At 70.8% G+C, this 15,490-nt stretch carries 12 protein-coding genes; 5 read left to right on the forward strand and 7 right to left on the reverse strand.

Going from position 1 to position 15,490, the window contains the following annotated elements:
- Positions 1–178: 178 nt before the first annotated feature.
- The 4 genes from JIG36_RS32820 (at position 179) to JIG36_RS32835 (ending at position 7,287) form a co-directional block, all read left to right on the forward strand.
- Positions 179–2,428, forward strand: a complete 2,250-nt coding sequence (locus tag JIG36_RS32820; protein WP_203380297.1) for a sigma-70 family RNA polymerase sigma factor — start codon at positions 179–181, stop codon at positions 2,426–2,428.
- Positions 2,429–2,694: 266 nt separating this feature from the next.
- A complete protein-coding gene (locus JIG36_RS52495; protein ID WP_236048648.1) occupies positions 2,695–4,407 on the forward strand; it encodes a cellulose binding domain-containing protein in 1,713 nt (570 codons plus the stop codon).
- Between the two features lie 314 nt (positions 4,408–4,721).
- Positions 4,722–6,017 carry a pectinesterase family protein gene (locus tag JIG36_RS32830; protein ID WP_203380298.1) on the forward strand — a complete coding sequence of 432 codons (1,296 nt, stop codon included), beginning with the start codon at positions 4,722–4,724 and terminating at the stop codon, positions 6,015–6,017.
- Positions 6,010–7,287, forward strand: a complete 1,278-nt coding sequence (locus JIG36_RS32835) for a hypothetical protein (RefSeq protein ID WP_203380299.1) — start codon at positions 6,010–6,012, stop codon at positions 7,285–7,287. The genes JIG36_RS32830 and JIG36_RS32835 overlap by 8 nt, the downstream gene beginning before the upstream one ends.
- Here JIG36_RS32835 and JIG36_RS32840 read toward each other — a convergent pair.
- From JIG36_RS32840 to JIG36_RS32855, 4 genes are all read right to left on the reverse strand, one after another.
- The gene (locus tag JIG36_RS32840; RefSeq protein WP_203380300.1) at positions 7,284–7,610 is read right to left on the reverse strand and encodes an SAM-dependent methyltransferase; all 327 of its coding nucleotides are present in this window, start codon (positions 7,608–7,610) and stop codon (positions 7,284–7,286) included. The two genes, JIG36_RS32835 and JIG36_RS32840, sit on opposite strands and share 4 nt — an antisense overlap.
- Positions 7,610–8,596 carry a HEAT repeat domain-containing protein gene (locus tag JIG36_RS32845; protein ID WP_203380301.1) on the reverse strand — a complete coding sequence of 329 codons (987 nt, stop codon included), beginning with the start codon at positions 8,594–8,596 and terminating at the stop codon, positions 7,610–7,612. The genes JIG36_RS32840 and JIG36_RS32845 overlap by 1 nt, the downstream gene beginning before the upstream one ends.
- Complete coding sequence (locus JIG36_RS32850) at positions 8,583–9,218, reverse strand: HEAT repeat domain-containing protein (protein WP_203380302.1); 636 nt, start codon at positions 9,216–9,218, stop codon at positions 8,583–8,585. Before JIG36_RS32850 ends, JIG36_RS32845 begins: the two co-directional genes overlap by 14 nt.
- Before the next feature lie 92 nt (positions 9,219–9,310).
- Positions 9,311–9,886 (reverse strand): hypothetical protein, encoded by a 576-nt coding sequence (locus JIG36_RS32855; protein WP_203380303.1) that lies wholly within the window; start codon positions 9,884–9,886, stop codon positions 9,311–9,313.
- A 196-nt stretch (positions 9,887–10,082) separates the two neighbouring features.
- Between JIG36_RS32855 and JIG36_RS32860 the strand changes: the two genes are divergently transcribed.
- Entirely contained in the window at positions 10,083–12,875 is a 2,793-nt protein-coding gene (locus JIG36_RS32860; RefSeq protein ID WP_203380304.1) for an ATP-binding protein, read from the forward strand.
- A 45-nt stretch (positions 12,876–12,920) separates the two neighbouring features.
- Here the strand turns inward: JIG36_RS32860 and JIG36_RS32865 are convergent, their stop codons facing one another.
- From JIG36_RS32865 to JIG36_RS32875, 3 genes are read right to left on the reverse strand one after another with little or no spacing between them, the layout of a single operon-like run.
- Positions 12,921–13,697: an amino acid ABC transporter ATP-binding protein gene (locus JIG36_RS32865; protein ID WP_203380305.1), complete on the reverse strand. Its 777-nt coding sequence runs from the start codon at positions 13,695–13,697 to the stop codon at positions 12,921–12,923.
- Positions 13,698–13,702: 5 nt separating this feature from the next.
- Positions 13,703–14,497 (reverse strand): amino acid ABC transporter permease, encoded by a 795-nt coding sequence (locus JIG36_RS32870; RefSeq protein ID WP_203380306.1) that lies wholly within the window; start codon positions 14,495–14,497, stop codon positions 13,703–13,705.
- Positions 14,494–15,321 (reverse strand): transporter substrate-binding domain-containing protein, encoded by an 828-nt coding sequence (locus tag JIG36_RS32875; RefSeq protein ID WP_203380307.1) that lies wholly within the window; start codon positions 15,319–15,321, stop codon positions 14,494–14,496. The genes JIG36_RS32870 and JIG36_RS32875 overlap by 4 nt, the downstream gene beginning before the upstream one ends.
- Positions 15,322–15,490: the final 169 nt, after the last annotated feature.

Here is a 15,490-nt window from a genome sequence, read left to right on the forward strand (position 1 = left end):
CGCATGCGTGGCAGATGTGATGACCCGCCCTCGCCGGACCGTCCGGAAGCAGGTTCGTGCAGGTCTCGGCTCTCGGGTTTCGCGGGACGTCGCCAGGCGGGATCTGGGCCTCGCCGCAACCCCGCCTCGGGCGCGAAGCAGGCGCTAGGCTCCCTGAGTCTTTGACGACCGTCTATTGGTGACGGTTCTGAAGGTGGTGGTGGGCGTGGCGGAGGCGACGGATGCCGAGCTCGTCGAGGCGGCGCGGGGCGGCGACCTGGACGCCGCCGAGGCGCTGATGGCGCGCTACCTGCCGCTGGTCTACAACGTCGTCGGGCGGGCGCTTGCCGGGCACGCGGACACCGATGATGTCGTGCAGGAGACGATGCTCCGGGCGATCGGCGGGCTGGCTGGGCTGCGTGAGCCGGAGCAGTTCCGGGCCTGGCTGATCACCGTCGCCATCCGGCAGGTGAAGGACCGGGCCCGCGCGCGCCGGCGGGCCGGGGACGGCCAGGTGTTCGACGTGCCGGACGTGGGCGTCGACGTCGAGGGGGACGCCGTCGACCGGGCCGACGAGGCGGAGGAACGGCGGCGTTTTCTGGACGCGGTCGGGCGGGTCAGCCCCGAGGACCGGGCGGTGCTGGCGCTGTGGTGGCAGGAGCTCAACGGCGACCTGACCCGGGCCGAGGTGGCCGAGGCGCTGGGGGTGACGCCGACACACGCCGGGGTCCGTATTCAGCGCATGCGTTCGCGGCTCGCCCTGGCCCACATGACGCTCACCGCCTACGCCGCCCGGCCCCGGTGCCCCGGCCTGACCGCCGTCACCCGCGGCTCTCTTCCCGGCTCGCACGCCGCCACCCGCGGCCCTCTCCCCGCGCAGCGCACCACTACCCGCGATGCCCTCCCCGGCGAGCACGCCACCGCCCGCGACCCCCTGCCCGCCCAGCACGCCACCGCCCGCGACCCTCTCCCCGGCCGGCAAGACCTTCGAGCCGGGGAGCGGGTCTTCGGCCGGATGGTGCGCCATGTCAGGGGGTGTCCGGTCTGCCAAGCGGCTGGCCGGGGACTGTTGCCGCCGGAGTCGCAGGTCCGGGGTATCGGGGCGTTGCTGCTGCCCGCGTCCGTGCTGCCCGCGACGGCTCTGCTGGCGAAGCACGTGGGAGCGGGACATGTTGTGGCGTCGGGAGTGTTGCACCGGATCGTCGAGGCCCTGTCGATCAAGCGAGCGGCGCTGGTCGCCGCGTCGACGGCCGGCGCGGTGGCGGGGGTTGTGATGGTGCTGCTGCCATCGACAAGGCCGGAGGAACCGCAGGCACAGCCGCCGCCTCGGGCTCGTCCGCCGGTGGTGGTCGCCCCTCGCGTGCCGGCGCCGGTGGCCTCAACGTCGCCGTCCGCTGTGACGAAGCCGGTGGCTGCGCGGCGGATCTATGTCGCCAAGGCCGGCGATGACCGGGCCGCCGGGACCGAGAGCGCGCCACTGGCCACCGTGAACCGTGCGGTCGAGCTGGCCCGGGTCGGGGACACGATCCTGCTGCGGGACGGCTTCCACCGGGTGACGGCGCCGCTCGAGATCACGACCGACGGCACCGCGGAACGGCCGATCACGCTGACGAACTACCCGGGTGAGCGGCCCAGCATCGACGCCGGCCAGGTCGCCTCGGACGGCGCGTTCATCACGCATCGCGCCGACCACTGGATCGTCAGTGGGCTCGACGTGTGGGGCGCGGAAGGTCCCGCGTACGAGTGCATCTCCTGCTCCGGCAATGTCTTCCGCAACCTGAGCGTGCACGGCAACGCCGGTTCGGCCTTCACGGTGAGCGGCGCCGGCGCGTCGGGCAACCGGATCGTCAACAGCGACTTCTACGACAACGCCGAGCCCGCTGGAAGCGCGGCGGACGGGCTGACCTTCGCGGCCGGTTCCGGGGCGGGCAACGTGGTGCTCGGCTGCCGCACCTACGACAACGTGGACGACGGTGTGGCGGTTGAGGGGTTCACGAGCGGGGTCACGATCGACAGTTCCTGGTCGTGGGGCAACGGCATCAACCGCTGGGGTCTCGCACGCGTCTCCGGCACCGGCCACGGCTTCGACCTGGGCAGCGGGAAGGCCGTGCACACCGTGCTGCGCAGCGCGGCCTGGAAGAACAACGGCGACGGCTTCACCGGCGGCGGCGCGGCCCACCGCCTGACGCGCGACTCCGCGTTCCGCAACGCCGGGGACGGTTTCGCCTTCACCTCGGCGGTGCTGCTGCAGGACAGCCTGGCCCAGGGCAACGAGCAGGACATCAACGTGCCACCGGAGGCAATCGCGACCGCCAACGCAAGGCAACTGCCGGCGGAGACAGACCCCGCGACCGCCGAGGCCACCCGGCCCGCCGACGGAAGTCTGCCGCCCACGGGCTACTTGAAGAGCGGCGAAGTCGGCGCGCCCATGACACCCGCCAAGGACTGACCGGGCGGCGGCTCGTCGAACCGAGGCGGCCTGCGCGATCAGCAGTTGCACCATCGCGAGAGCAGCGATGTACCGGTCCGCTTGGGATTCCCTGCAACTCGCGGAGACGTGTGCGATCGCTGGTGCCGGCGACCGTGGCCGATGTCGAGCACCGGGGTCCCGGACGGGTGTCGATTGGAGTTGGTGAATTAGTTTCGCCGCGGGTGTTATGTGGCGGGCGCTCACACGTCTGTAACACGACCTCAACAGATGGGAGCGCTCCCAGCATGTCTCGACTCAAGTCTGGCCTGGCCGCGGTTGTCGCCGGTGCCCTTGTCCTCGTGGGGCTGGTCGTGGCCAGTCCCACGGCCCAAGCCGCTGCGGTGGCGGCCTTTCCCGGCGCCTCGGGACCGGCCATGTATGCGACCGGCGGGCGCGGCGGCGACGTCTACCACGTCACCAATCTCAGCGACAACGCGAGCAGCCCGCAGGCCGGGTCGCTCCGGTACGGCATCGCCAACGCGCCCAGCAGCGGGCGGACCATCGTGTTCGACGTGGGCGGCACGATCAGGCTGTCGCCGCCGGGACGTCAGGGGTGGCTGTCGATCGGCAAGAGCAACCTGACCATCGCGGGGCAGACGGCGCCCGGACCGGGGATCACGATCATGGGGCAGGCGACCAAGGTCACCGGCAGCAACATCGTTCTGCGGCACATGAAGTTCCGGCCGGGCAAGGACCAGGCCAACCCGGAGTCGGCCACCAACGACGGACTGTGGCTGACCGGCGACACCATCATCGTCGACCACGTGTCGGTCAGCTGGGCCGACGACGAGGGGATCAGTGCGAGTGACGCGGCCGGGCAGATCACGGTCCAGTACGCGATCGTGTCGGAAGGGCTGAACTACGCCGGACACGCGTACGGGTCGCTCATCGGCAGTGATGTGAACGGCTCGAACATCGCCTATCACCACAACCTCTACGCCCACAACACGAGCCGCCTGCCGCGGCTGGGCAACGAGACCGGCGCGGTGAACTACGTGGAGTGGAGCAACAACGTCGTCTTCGAGGGCAAGGGCTACAGCGGCGAGAACCAGCCGGTCAACGCCAACTTCGTGGGCAACACCTATCTGCGGCACAACTCGAGCAGCCCGGCGGTCTACACCGGCTCGTCCGGCACGACCATCTACCAGAGCGGCAACAAGGTCGACTACGACGGCGACTCCACTCTCACCAACGGCACGGATGCCCCGGCGAGCGCCTTCACCGCGTCGGCCTTCAAGTCGAGCCGCTTCACCGTGCCCAACATGACGACCGAGGCGGCGTACACGGCGTTGCCGAAGGTTCTGGACCGGGCCGGCGCGTTCTGGTGGGCCCGCGACGCGGTCGACACACGGATCGTCAGCGAGACCCGGACGACCAGCGGGACGCTGATCAGCAACTACAACTCGTCGCAGTGGAACGCCCTCTGGAACGCCTCGGCGACGAACGCGCCGAGCGGCTGGGACACCGACCGGGACGGCATGCCCAACACCTGGGAGAGCGCGAACGGCCTCAACCCGAACACCGCCGACCAGAACGGCGACGCGGACGGGGACGGCTACCGCAACCTGGAGGAATACCTGGACTACGCGGCCCAGGGCGGCCAGACCACGCCGCCCACGACGACTCCCCCGACCACGCCACCCACAACCACTCCCCCGGCCACGGGCGGTTGCTCGGCGAGCTATCGGACCACCAACACGTGGGACGGCGGTTTCCAGGGCGAGGTGACAGTGACGGCCGGCAGCGCAGCCATCAGCGGCTGGTCGGCCCGGTGGACGCTCGCCGGCGGCCAGACGATCAGCCAGGTCTGGAACGGCAAGCTCACCACGAGCGGCACAGCCGTGACCGTGGCGAACGAGTCCTACAACGGCGCCTTGGCCGCTGCCGCCTCGACCACGTTCGGCTTCCTCGCCACCGGCACGGCGACAACGCCCACCGTGACCTGCACCAGCACGTAAGCCCGGCCGCGGCCGGGCCCGACAAGCACGGCCGCGGATCCGCCGCCTCGCCCGAGCAACGTTCTCGTCGAGCGCGGTCGCGGGCAGAAAGCCCAATCGTTCAGAGGCCCAAGTTGATTCAGAAGCCCGAGTTGATCAAGCCCAATTCAGAAGCCCAAGTTGATCATGCCTAGTTGATCACCACAGGGGCCCGCCCTCCACCGGGGGTCCCCCGCCACTGCCCATTATCCCAGTTCGGGCGGGTCTTCGCCGAGCCTGCCGTGGCTCCCTGTGGACAGCCCGGAATTGTGGACAACTCCGAGGAGAGGTCCCCCATGAAGCGCGCTTCAGCTCTCGCCATAGCCACCGTCATCGGCCTCGCATCACTGGCCGTCGCCACCACCGCCCACGCCGCCGCCGGGTGCCAAGTGGGCTACCAGATCAGTTCGCAGTGGACCGGCGGGTTCACGGCCGCCATCACGATCAAGAACCTCGGCGACCCGATCAGCGGGTGGCGCCTCGCCTGGACGTTCCCGGCCGGCCAGACCATCACCCAGTCCTGGGGCTTCACCGCGAACCCCGCGTCCGGGAGTGTCACGGCCACCAACGCCGACTACACAGCCGCCATCAGCACCGGCGGCTCAATCGAGGTCGGCTTCAACGGCACCTGGACCGGCAGCAACCCGGCCCCAACCGCGTTCACCCTGAACGGGACAGCGTGTACGGGAAGCACCACGACGCCACCAACTACGACCCCGCCGGCCACGACCGCGACCGTGGCCAAGGACGGCACCGGGCAGTACACCACCGTGCAGGCGGCCATCGACGCGGTGCCGGCCACCAACACCAGCCGCCGGGTCATCACGATCAAGGCCGGCACCTACCGAGAGATCGTGACGGTCAACAAGCCGTACGTCACCTTGCAGGGTCTCGGTTCCGCCGCCGCCCAGACGGTGATCGTCAACAACCACAGCAACGCCGGAGGCTACGGCACTTCCAACAGCGCCACCGTCTTCGTGAAGGCCCGCGACTTCAACGCCACCAACCTGACCATGTCGAACGACTACGGCGAGGGCAGCCAGGCGGTCGCGGCCAACGTCAACGGCGACCGCGCGGTCTTCAGCAACGTGCGTTTCCTCGGCAACCAGGACACGCTGCTGGTCAACAACTACCGGCACTATTTCGTCAATGCGTACGTCGAAGGCACGGTCGACTTCATCTTCGGCGGCGCCTCGGCCGTCTTCCACAATTCGACGATCTATGAGAAGCGCACGAGCGGCGGGCCGATCACCGCCGCCAACACCGACAGTTCCTTGACGTACGGGATTCTGTTCTACAAGTCCACCATCACCGGCGCCGCCACCAACGTGACCCAGCTGGGCCGCCCGTGGGGGCCGGCCGCGCAGGTGCTGTTCCGGGAATGCAGCCTGAGCTCGACCATGAAAACCGCCCAGCCGTGGACCGACATGTCCGAGAATTCGTGGAAGAACGCCCGCTTCTTCGAATACAAGAACACCGGTTCCGGCGCCGGCACGAACAGCAACCGCCCCCAGATGAGCGACTCGACGGCGGCCAACTACACCCCGCAGAAATACCTGGCCGGGTCCGACGGCTGGAACCCCGTTGTTTAGGGCAGCAGCCGCCGCAGCGGCCGTCATCACCCTCGCGTCCGTCGCCGTCGCCACCACCGCCCAGGCCGCCCAGATCAAGGCGTTCCCGACCGCGGTCGGTGTCGGTGCGGCGGCCACCGGCGGCCGGGGCGGCGCGGTCTATCACGTGACCAACCTCAACGACTCGGGTTCCGGCTCGTTCCGGGACGCGGTCAGCGCCGGCAACCGGATCGTCGTCTTCGACGTCGGCGGCTACATCCGGCTCTCCTCGACGGTTCTGGTCGAGAGCAACATCACCATCGCCGGCCAGACCGCGCCCGGCGCCGGCGTCGGGGTCCGGGGCGGCGAGGTCTCGTTCAACAGCGCCCGCAACGTGATCGTCCGCAACTTCCGGTTCCGGATGGGCACCGAGGACGCCGACCAGAAGAACAACGGCGTCAACTGGCTGGACGCGAGCAACCTGATCTTCGACCACGTGTCGATCGAGTTCGGGGCGTGGAACAACATCGACGCCGTACGGGCATCGAACATCACCATGCAGTACTCGATCGACGCCAACCCGATCGGCCAGCAGTTCGGCGCGCACACCGAGACCGGCCCCTACACGTGGTGGCGCAACCTCTGGGCCAACTCGCACAACCGCAACCCGCTGGCCAAGGCGAACACCCAGTTCGTCAACAACGTGGTCTACAACTACCAGGCCGGTTACACGGCCGGGAACTCCAGCGGCCATTTCCTGCACGACGTGGTCGGCAACTACTTCATCACCGGCCCGCGCACGACCAGCGCCTCGAACTACTACTACCAGACCGGCAACCAGCAGATCTTCAACCGGGACAACTGGGTCGACAGCAACCGGGACGGCCAGTTGAACGGCTCCGCGGCCGTGGTGCGGGGCGGCGCCACCGAGCTGTCGGCGCCCTTCTCGGCCGGCACCGCGAGCATTCCCACGCTGACCGCAGCGGCCGCCTACCCCGACGTCGTCGCCCACGCGGGCGCCCTCCCGCGCGACAACGTCGACAAGCTCGTGGTGGCCGACGTGACCTCGCTGGGCGCCAAGGGCAACCTGTGGTCGAGCCAGACGGCTACGGGCCTGTCCGACAACGGATACGGCACGCTGCCCGGCGGCCCAGCGAGACCCGACACCGACCGCGACGGCATGCCCGATGCGTGGGAGACCGCGTACGGGCTGAATCCGTCGGTCAACGACGCGGGCGGTGACTTCGACCGGACCGGCTACACCAACATCGAGAAGTACGTGAACGGGTTGCTCGACGGCCAGTACAACTAGCGGCGGGCCACCCCGCCGAACTCGTCGACCTCGACGCTGCTGTCGTCGACCGTGCCGGGGCGCCACCGCGCGCACGACACGACTCCCGGCGGCAGCAGCGTCCAGCCGGCGAAGAAGCGCTCGATCTGGCCCGGCGACCGCAGCGTGATCGGCGGCTTGCCGAACTTGTTCCAGTGGGCCACGCTCTCGTCGCTGGCCACCCCGTGCACGGCGTTGGTGGCGTGGTTGATCACCAGGTGGCTGCCCGGCACCAGCGCGGCCTTGAGCTGGTCGACGATCGCGTACGCGTTCGCGGTGTCGCCGACGTGGTGCAGCACGCCCATCAGGACGGAGGTGTCTTCCCCAGAAGAGCCGAGGCGACCAGAGCCACCGAACGGTCCTCGTCGCGGGCCAGCCGCTCCAGCAGTGACGTGGTGCCGGGTATCTCGACCAGCGCCTGGGTCAGGCGGATCCGCACGGCCGGGTCGGACGCGCCGAGTTCGTCCTCGAGGGCCTTCACGATGCGATCTCCGCACACCGGGGACAGCGCACCCAGGGCCTCGGCCGCGTCCACATCCTTCACACCCGACACCACCATGGCCACGAGAACCGGCACGGCCGCGGTCACGCCACGCGGGGCCAGGGCAAGAGCGGCATTTCCCCGTACGGTGTCATCCTCGTCCCCGAGTGCGTCGGCCAGAGCGGCGGTCGCCTCGTCGCCGGTGATCCCCGCGATGGCCAGGACGGCCCGCCGCCGCACGTCGGCATCGTCCGAGCGCAGACCGGTGATCAGGCTCGCCAGCCCGTCGTCGCCCGCACGGGCCAACGCCCAGCGCAGTGCGCCGGCCACGTTCGGGTCCGGTTCGGCCAGCACCGCCCCGGCCAGCAGCTCGACCGGAACTCCGACGTCGTCGGCCGGAGTCAGCACGGCCTGCTGCCGCCGCGCCGCGTCGTCGGAGCCGAGCCCGTGCATGAGCTCGACGATGCGCAGCACGTCGGTCCAGTCGGCCGGGGCCGTGGCGTCGACCGCCTTCAGCCGCCGCAGCAGCTCCTGCTCGCGGTCCAGGCGCTCCTCGGTCCAGCGGATCAGGTCGCCGACCAGCGCGGCCGGGGTGAAATCGGGATCCTCCAGCGCCGAGGCGATCTGCCGCAGCGACAGCCCGAGCGACCGCAGGCTCTCCACATGGAAGATCCGGCGGATGTCGTCACCGGAGTACTCGCGGTAGTTGCCCACGGTACGACCGGTCGGGCGCACCAGCCCGAGCCGGTCGTAGTGCCGCAGCATCCGGGTGCTCACCCCGGACCGGCGGGCGACGTCACCGATCAGCATTCTCGGGACCCAGCGCCACGATGCGGATGGCCTCCTCGATCGCGCCGTCGAACCCGGCCTCGGGGTCGCGCAGCAACACCTCGGTGGCCCGGGCGTGTGCGCTCACCGCCGGGTCTTCACTGCCCATTCCCGTACGGAGGAAGGGCTCCACAACCTCACCCAGCGCGACGAGGGCCCGGCTGAGGCTCAGCTTCACGGTCCGGTCCCCGCGACCGAGTTGTGCCGCCAACTCCACTGCCAGGTCCTCCTTGCCGTCCTCGGGCACGAGCGCCACCGCCGTACGCCAGGCCGCCCGCGCGACCTCGTCGTCCGGGTCCCGCAGCAGCGACCGGGTGATCGCCGGCCACGCGCCGGGGTCCCCGACCTTCGACAGCGTATGCAACGCCTGGCTGCGGGCCTGCGGGATGTCCGAACCGAGCTCGGCCACCAGCCGGGGCACGGTCAGCTCGGCCGGCAGCCGGGTCAGGGCCCAGGTGAGCATGTCGCGGACGAAGAAGTCGGGCTCGACGGCGCAGCGGGCGATCAGCGCCTCGAGCAGCGCGGGGTCGGGCCGGGTGCCGGCCGCCAGCGCCGCCTGCAGACGGGTCGACGACTCGTTCGCGGCCAGTGCGTTCAGAACCATGACCCCAGTGAAGACCTTGTCACAGTGTCAAGGTCAAGCCACCGGAGCCAAGGTCGAGCCGCGGGAACCGGTGCCGAGGTGAGGCGTCGGGGTCAGGCCATGTGATGCCCGGCGTGGCCCGGGTGTCCGCCGCCGCCGCTGCCGGGGCAGTGCACCCGCGGGTTCCACATCGTGAAGGTGCCGGCCGGGTTGTGCTTCCAGACCCACACGTGCAGCGAATAGAACGGCGGCAGGCCATAGCGGTTGGGGCTCGCCGTGTAGTTGAACCGGTGCCCGTACAGCTTGGGCGGCTTGTGGTGCCCGGCGTCGGTCCACGCCTTCTTGATCACCACGTATTCGACCGCGACCAGGCGCAGCTTGCCCGACCGGTCCGGCTCATAGACCATCGCCTCGGGGCTGCGGGCCCGGATCCGGCCGTCGCCGACCAGGTCGCCGTTGACGTAGTGCACGCCCATCGCGCCCATGCCCGGCATGTCGATGCACGCGATGCCCTTGACGTCGAGGAACTTGCCGTAGCCGGCCTTCTCGGCCACCGCGACGTGCTGATATCGGGCCGTCGACTGCTTGAGCCGTTCGAGATCCGAGCGGCACCACGACGCGTACGCGGGCGTCGCGATCCCGACCAGCAGCGCGACCGCCGCCAGCGGGGCCAGAATTCTCCGGAGCATGTGCTTTCCTCCCGTAACCGTGGCCACAGCCGTGGCCAGGCCGGCGTATCCGGCCTGGCCACGACGCTAGGAGCGGCCACCGCCGGGCGGATCGGGAGCGGTTTCCCATCTTGTTGCCGCGCATTACCCAGTTACCGGCGGTCGGGTTACCTACACGAGCGTCGACGCGGGCCCGCCGCCCGGCCACGATGGGCCGATGGGTGACCTGGTCGAACGCGCGGACCAGCTGGCGGCCCTGAGATCGTCGGACGGGTTCCTGGTCCTGGTCGGCGGCGAGGCCGGCAGCGGGAAGACGGCGCTGCTGCGCGAGTTCGGCCGCAACCGGCCGCTCGTGCTGTGGGGCGCCTGCGACCCGCTGTTCACCCCGCGCCCGCTGGGCCCGTTCGTCGACATCGCCCGTACGACCGGTGGCGAGCTCGGCGAGCTGGTGGCCGCCGGCGCCAAGGCCTACCTGATCGCGGCCGCCCTGGTCCGCTGGGCCGAGGCCAATCCGGGCGCCGTCGTCGTCCTGGAGGATCTGCACTGGGCCGACGAGGCCACCCTCGACGTGCTGAGCCTGCTCGCCCGTCGCATCGGCACGGTTCCGGCGCTGATCGTGGGGAGCTACCGCGACGACGAGCTCGACCGTTTCCATCCGTTGCGCCGGCTGCTGGGCGATCCGATTTCCGTACGCCGCCTGGCCGTTCCGCCGCTGACCACCGCCGCCGTCGCTACGCTGGCCGCCCCGCACGGCCTCGACCCGGACGACCTGCACCGCGTCACGGGCGGCAACGCGTTCTTCGTCACCGAGGTGATCGCAGCCGCGTGCCCGGCGACCGAAAGCGAAGCGCCCGCGCGCCCCGGAGCCGAAAGCGAAGCAACCGCGCGCCCCGGGACCGACAGCAAAGCGGCCGCGCGCCCCGGAGCCGAAAGCGAAACGGCCGCGCGCCCCGGAGCCGAAAGCGAAACGGCCGGTGGCACGATTCCCGCCACCGTGCGGGACGCGGTTCTGGCGAGGGCCGGACGACTCGACGGCGGCGCCCGCACGGTCCTGGAGGCGGTCTCGATCGCGCTCCCCCGGGCCGAACTCGGCCTGCTCGACGTGCTGGTGCCCGACGCCGCCGCCGCGCTGGAGCAGTGCCTGAGCGCGGGCATGCTGCGGGAGGCGCCGGGCGGCGTCGAGTTCCGGCACGAGCTGGCCCGCCAGGCCGTCGAACAGTCGCTGCCCCCGCACCGCCGGGTCGCCCTGCACCGCCGCGCCCTCGCCGCGCTCACCGGCGCGACCGACCTGGCCCACCACACCGGCGAAGCGGGCGACGCCGGCCTGGCCCACAACACCGCCGAAGCGCGCGACGCCGACCCGGCCCACCACGCCCACGAAGCAGGCAACACCGGCCCGGCTCACCACGCCGGCGAAGCGCGCGACGCCGACCTGGCCCGGCTGGCCCACCACGCCGACGCGGCCGGCGACGTCGAGGCCGTGCTCCGGTTCGCGCCGGCCGCCGCCCGCCAGGCCGCCTCGACCGGCGCCCACCGCGAGGCGGCGGCCCACTACGCGCACGCGCTCCGGTTCGGGCCGCGGGCCGATCTGCTGGAGAGCCTGTCCTACGAGTGTTATCTGACCGACCAGATGGAAGCCTCGATCGACGCCCTCGAACAGGCCGTCGCGCTCCGGCGTGATTCCGGCGACGAGCTACGGCAGGGCGCGGCGCTGTCCATGCTGTCGCGCGAGCTGTGGTGCATGGGCCGCACCGCGGACTCGGCCAGGGCCGGCGCCGAGTCCCTACGCCTGCTGGAGGGGCAGCCGCCCGGTCCCGAGCTCGGCCTCGCCTACAGCGTCGTCGCCGCCGGTCACCTCAACGACGAACGCCTCGCCGACACCCTCGCGTGGGGCGAGAAGGCGCTGGCCCACACGCACGGCGACGTCGCGGTGACCGCCCACACGCTCAACACGGTCGGCACGATGCAGTTCCTCGCCGGGCGGCCCGAGGGCTTCCAGAGCCTGTCGCGCAGCCTCGCGCTGGCCGAGGAGGCCGGGCTGGAGGATCACGTGGGGCGGGCCTACATCCATCTGGGCTGGGCCATGACCCGCACCCGGGCCTACGACCTCGAACCCTGGCTCGACCGCGGCCTGCGGGTGTGCCGCGAGCTGGGGCTGGAGGCGTGGGAGTACTACGTCGTGGCCTACCGGGCCCGCCTGCGCCTCGATGTGGGCCGGTTCGACGCCGCGGTCGACGACGCGGAGTACGTGCTGCGGTCGGCCCGTTCGGTGCCCCTGCTGCGGCTGCTGGCGCTGAGCGTGCTCGGTCTGGCCCGCGCGCGCCGGGGTGAGCCGGGCCGGTGGGAGGCGCTCGACGAGGCGCTGACCCTCACCGCCGGGCAGAGCGAGCTGCAATACCTGGCCCCGGTCGCGGCCGCCCGGGCCGAGGCGGCGTGGCTCGACGGCCGTTCCGGCGAGGTCGCCGAGATGACCGGGGACGTGCTGGCGACGGCGATCGAGCGGGACTCGGCCTGGGTGGCGGGCGAGCTGTTCTGGTTGCGGCGCCTGGCCGGGATCCGGGAGGAGGCGGTCGCGGTCGTCGAGCCGTACGGCGCGCAATTGGCCTGGGAAAATGGGGCCGCCGCGGCCCGCTGGACCAAGCTCGGGTGCCCCTACGACGCCGCCCTCGCGCTGGCCGGCTCGGACGATGTGCCGAGCCTGCGCCGCGCCCTGGACGGGTTCCAGCGCCTCGGGGCCCGCCCGGCGGCCGCCCTGACCGCCCGGCGGCTGCGCGAGCACGGCGTCCGCGACATCCCGCGCGGCCCGCGCACCGAGACCGAACGCCACCCGGCCCACCTGACCCGCCGCGAGGCCGAGGTGCTGGAACGGCTGCGCCGGGGCGAGTCCAACGCCGTGATCGCGGCCCGGCTCAGCCTGTCCGAGAAGACGGTGCACCACCACGTCTCGGCTGTTCTGCGCAAGCTGGGCGTCACCAACCGCCGCGAGGCCGCCGCCACCCGCTGGGAGTGAGTCAGTCGTCCCGGCGAGCCCGATCTCCGTCTCACCGGGAGTGAGTCAGTCGTCGCGGCGGGCGCCGATCTCGGTCTCGCTGACCCGGCTCGGCTCGAGCACCCGGTGCAGGAACTCGCGGGTGCGTTCCTCGCGCGGCCGTCCGAACACCTCGGCCGGTGGGCCCTGCTCGACGATCACGCCGGCGTCCATGAAGACGACGCGGGAGGCGACCTCGCGGGCGAAGGCCATCTCGTGGGTGACGACCAGCATGGTCATGCCCTCGGCGGCCAGGCCGCGCATGACCGCCAGCACCTCGCCGACCAGTTCCGGGTCGAGGGCGCTGGTCGGCTCGTCGAAGAGCATCAGCTGCGGGTCCATGGCCAGGGCGCGGGCGATCGCGACCCGCTGCTGCTGGCCGCCGGAGAGCTGCGCCGGATAGGAGCCGGACTTCTCGGCCAGCCCGACCCGTTCCAGGTTGGCGGCGGCGATCCGGTCGGCCTCGGCCCGGCCGCGCCTGAGGACGCGGCGCTGCGCGATCGTGACGTTCTCGCGCACGGTCAGGTGGCCGAACAGGTTGAACTGCTGGAAGACCATGCCGATGCCGCGGCGCACGGCGTCGATGTCGCAGTCGGGATCGGTGACCTCGACCCCGGCCACCCGGATGGTGCCCGACGTCGGTTCCTCGAGCAGGTTGACGCAGCGCAGCAGGGTCGACTTGCCGGAGCCGGACGGGCCGATGACGCAGACCACCTCGCCCGGCTCGACGGCCAGGTCGATGCCGCGCAGCACTTCGAGCGGGCCGAACGACTTGTGCAGCCCGCTGATCTCGATTGTGGACACCGTGGTCACCTCTCCCTCGCCGCCCGGCGTTCCAGGCCCCGTACGACCTGGGACAGCGGGAGTGTGATCACCAGGTAGAGCAGCCCGGCCACGACCAGCGGCGTCGGGTTGACCCGGGTGTTGAGCTCGTCGCCGGCGAACTTGGTCAGCTCGATGGTGGTCGACGTGACGCCGAGGACGTACACGAGGGAGGTGTCCTTGGTCAGCAGGATGATCTCGTTGGTCAGCGGCGGGATGACGATGCGGAAGGCCTGGGGCAGCACGATGGAGACCATCGCGCGGGGGTGCGACATCCCGAGCGTCCGGGCGGCTTCGAGCTGGCCCTTGGGGACGGCCTGGATGCCGGCCCGGATCGTCTCGGCCATGTAGGCGGCGGCGGTCAGACCGAGGCCGAGGGTGACCGAACCGTAGACGCCGCCCGGGATCTCGCGGTCGGGGAAGGCCAGCGGCACGCCGTAGCCGACCATGAACAGCACCAGCAGAGCGGGCAGGCCCCGGAACAGTTCGATGTAGGCGGTGGCGAACCAGCGGTAGGGCAGGATCGACGACAGCCGCATCAGCGCCAGGACCAGCCCGAGGGTCAGGCCGAACACGAACGCCAGCAAGGTGTAGAGGATGGTGTTGCGCAGCGCGACCGTGATCGCCCCGGGGAACATGCCGCGGGCGACGTCGGTGCGGAAGAACGCGTCGGACAGGCGGCCCCAGTCGGCGGCAGCCACCACGGAGACGATCAGCGCCGCGAAGACCACATAGCCGGCGACGCGGAAGATCCGGCGCCGCCGGCGGGGACTGAGCTTCATGCGGCGGGCTTCTCGCCGATCCACTGCGCATAGATCTTGTCGTACGTGCCGTCGGTGCGGGCGGCCGAGATGGCGTCGTTGACCGCCTTCAGCAGCTCGGCGTTGCCCTTCTTGACGGCGAACCCGTACTGCTCACCGGTGTCGAACCCGGCCGTGACGACCGCCTTGCCCGGGTTGGCCTTGATGTAGTCGTTCCAGACCGGCAGGTCGCCGACGGCCGCCGCCACCTGGTTGGTGGTCAGGGCCTGCTGCAGCGCGGCCAGGTCCTTGTAGGCGACCACCTCGAGGTCGAGGCTCTTCTCCTTCACCTGGGCCTTGATGTAGTCGTCACCGGTGGTGCCGCCCTGCACGCCGATCCGCTTGCCCTTGAGCTCCTCGAGCGTCTTGACCTCTTTGCCGGGCAGCGTGTTGAGCGCCTGGGTGGCGTCGAAGTAGGGGTCGGAGAAGTCGAGCACCTGCTTGCGCTGGTCGGTGATGGTCATGCCGGCCGCGGCCACGTCACACTTGCCGGAGTTGAGGTCGGCGCCCGACTTGATGCCCTCGAACGGGGTGTCCACGATCTCCTGGGTGACGCCGAGCTTGGTGGCGACCAGGTCGATGAGCGCGACGTCGAAGCCGACGACCTTGCCACTGGCGTCCTTGGACTGGAACGGGGCGTAGGGCAGGTGGGTGCAGGTGGTCAGCGCCCCCGACTTGATCAGCGCGACGCCGCCCTCGGTGGTGCCGCCGGTGTCGTCCTTGGCGCAGCCCGCGATCGAGCCGACGGCCAGCATCGCGGCCGCCGCCAGCGTGGCCGCCTGACGAGCGCGTCCTGAAGTCTTCATGTGCCTCTCCCCGGTCCGGCAGCTGATCATGACAGCCTAATCCACCTGTTTCGATGGAGATAGGCGACCATGCCGATAGGTGATCAAGACAGTGGGCGGCACACTTCGGAGCCGGGTGCATCTGACTTTCGGCCGATTCCCGACTCGGCCACAAGTGAGGGTTTCTCGC

The sequence above is a fragment of the Paractinoplanes ovalisporus genome (genome assembly GCF_016834655.1).
Lineage (GTDB): Bacteria > Actinomycetota > Actinomycetes > Mycobacteriales > Micromonosporaceae > Actinoplanes > Actinoplanes ovalisporus.

What these genes read in the sequence shown, in the direction of transcription:
- JIG36_RS52495 (WP_236048648.1), top strand. Translation starts at nt 2,695, where the DNA reads ATGTCTCGACTCAAGTCTGGCCTGGCCGCGGTTGTCGCCGGTGCCCTT.
- JIG36_RS32830 (WP_203380298.1), top strand. Translation starts at nt 4,722, where the DNA reads ATGAAGCGCGCTTCAGCTCTCGCCATAGCCACCGTCATCGGCCTCGCA.
- JIG36_RS32840 (WP_203380300.1), bottom strand. Translation starts at nt 7,610, where the DNA reads ATGGGCGTGCTGCACCACGTCGGCGACACCGCGAACGCGTACGCGATC.
- JIG36_RS32845 (WP_203380301.1), bottom strand. Translation starts at nt 8,596, where the DNA reads ATGCTGATCGGTGACGTCGCCCGCCGGTCCGGGGTGAGCACCCGGATG.
- JIG36_RS32850 (WP_203380302.1), bottom strand. Translation starts at nt 9,218, where the DNA reads ATGGTTCTGAACGCACTGGCCGCGAACGAGTCGTCGACCCGTCTGCAG.
- JIG36_RS32855 (WP_203380303.1), bottom strand. Translation starts at nt 9,886, where the DNA reads ATGCTCCGGAGAATTCTGGCCCCGCTGGCGGCGGTCGCGCTGCTGGTC.
- JIG36_RS32860 (WP_203380304.1), top strand. Translation starts at nt 10,083, where the DNA reads ATGGGTGACCTGGTCGAACGCGCGGACCAGCTGGCGGCCCTGAGATCG.
- JIG36_RS32870 (WP_203380306.1), bottom strand. Translation starts at nt 14,497, where the DNA reads ATGAAGCTCAGTCCCCGCCGGCGGCGCCGGATCTTCCGCGTCGCCGGC.
- JIG36_RS32875 (WP_203380307.1), bottom strand. Translation starts at nt 15,321, where the DNA reads ATGAAGACTTCAGGACGCGCTCGTCAGGCGGCCACGCTGGCGGCGGCC.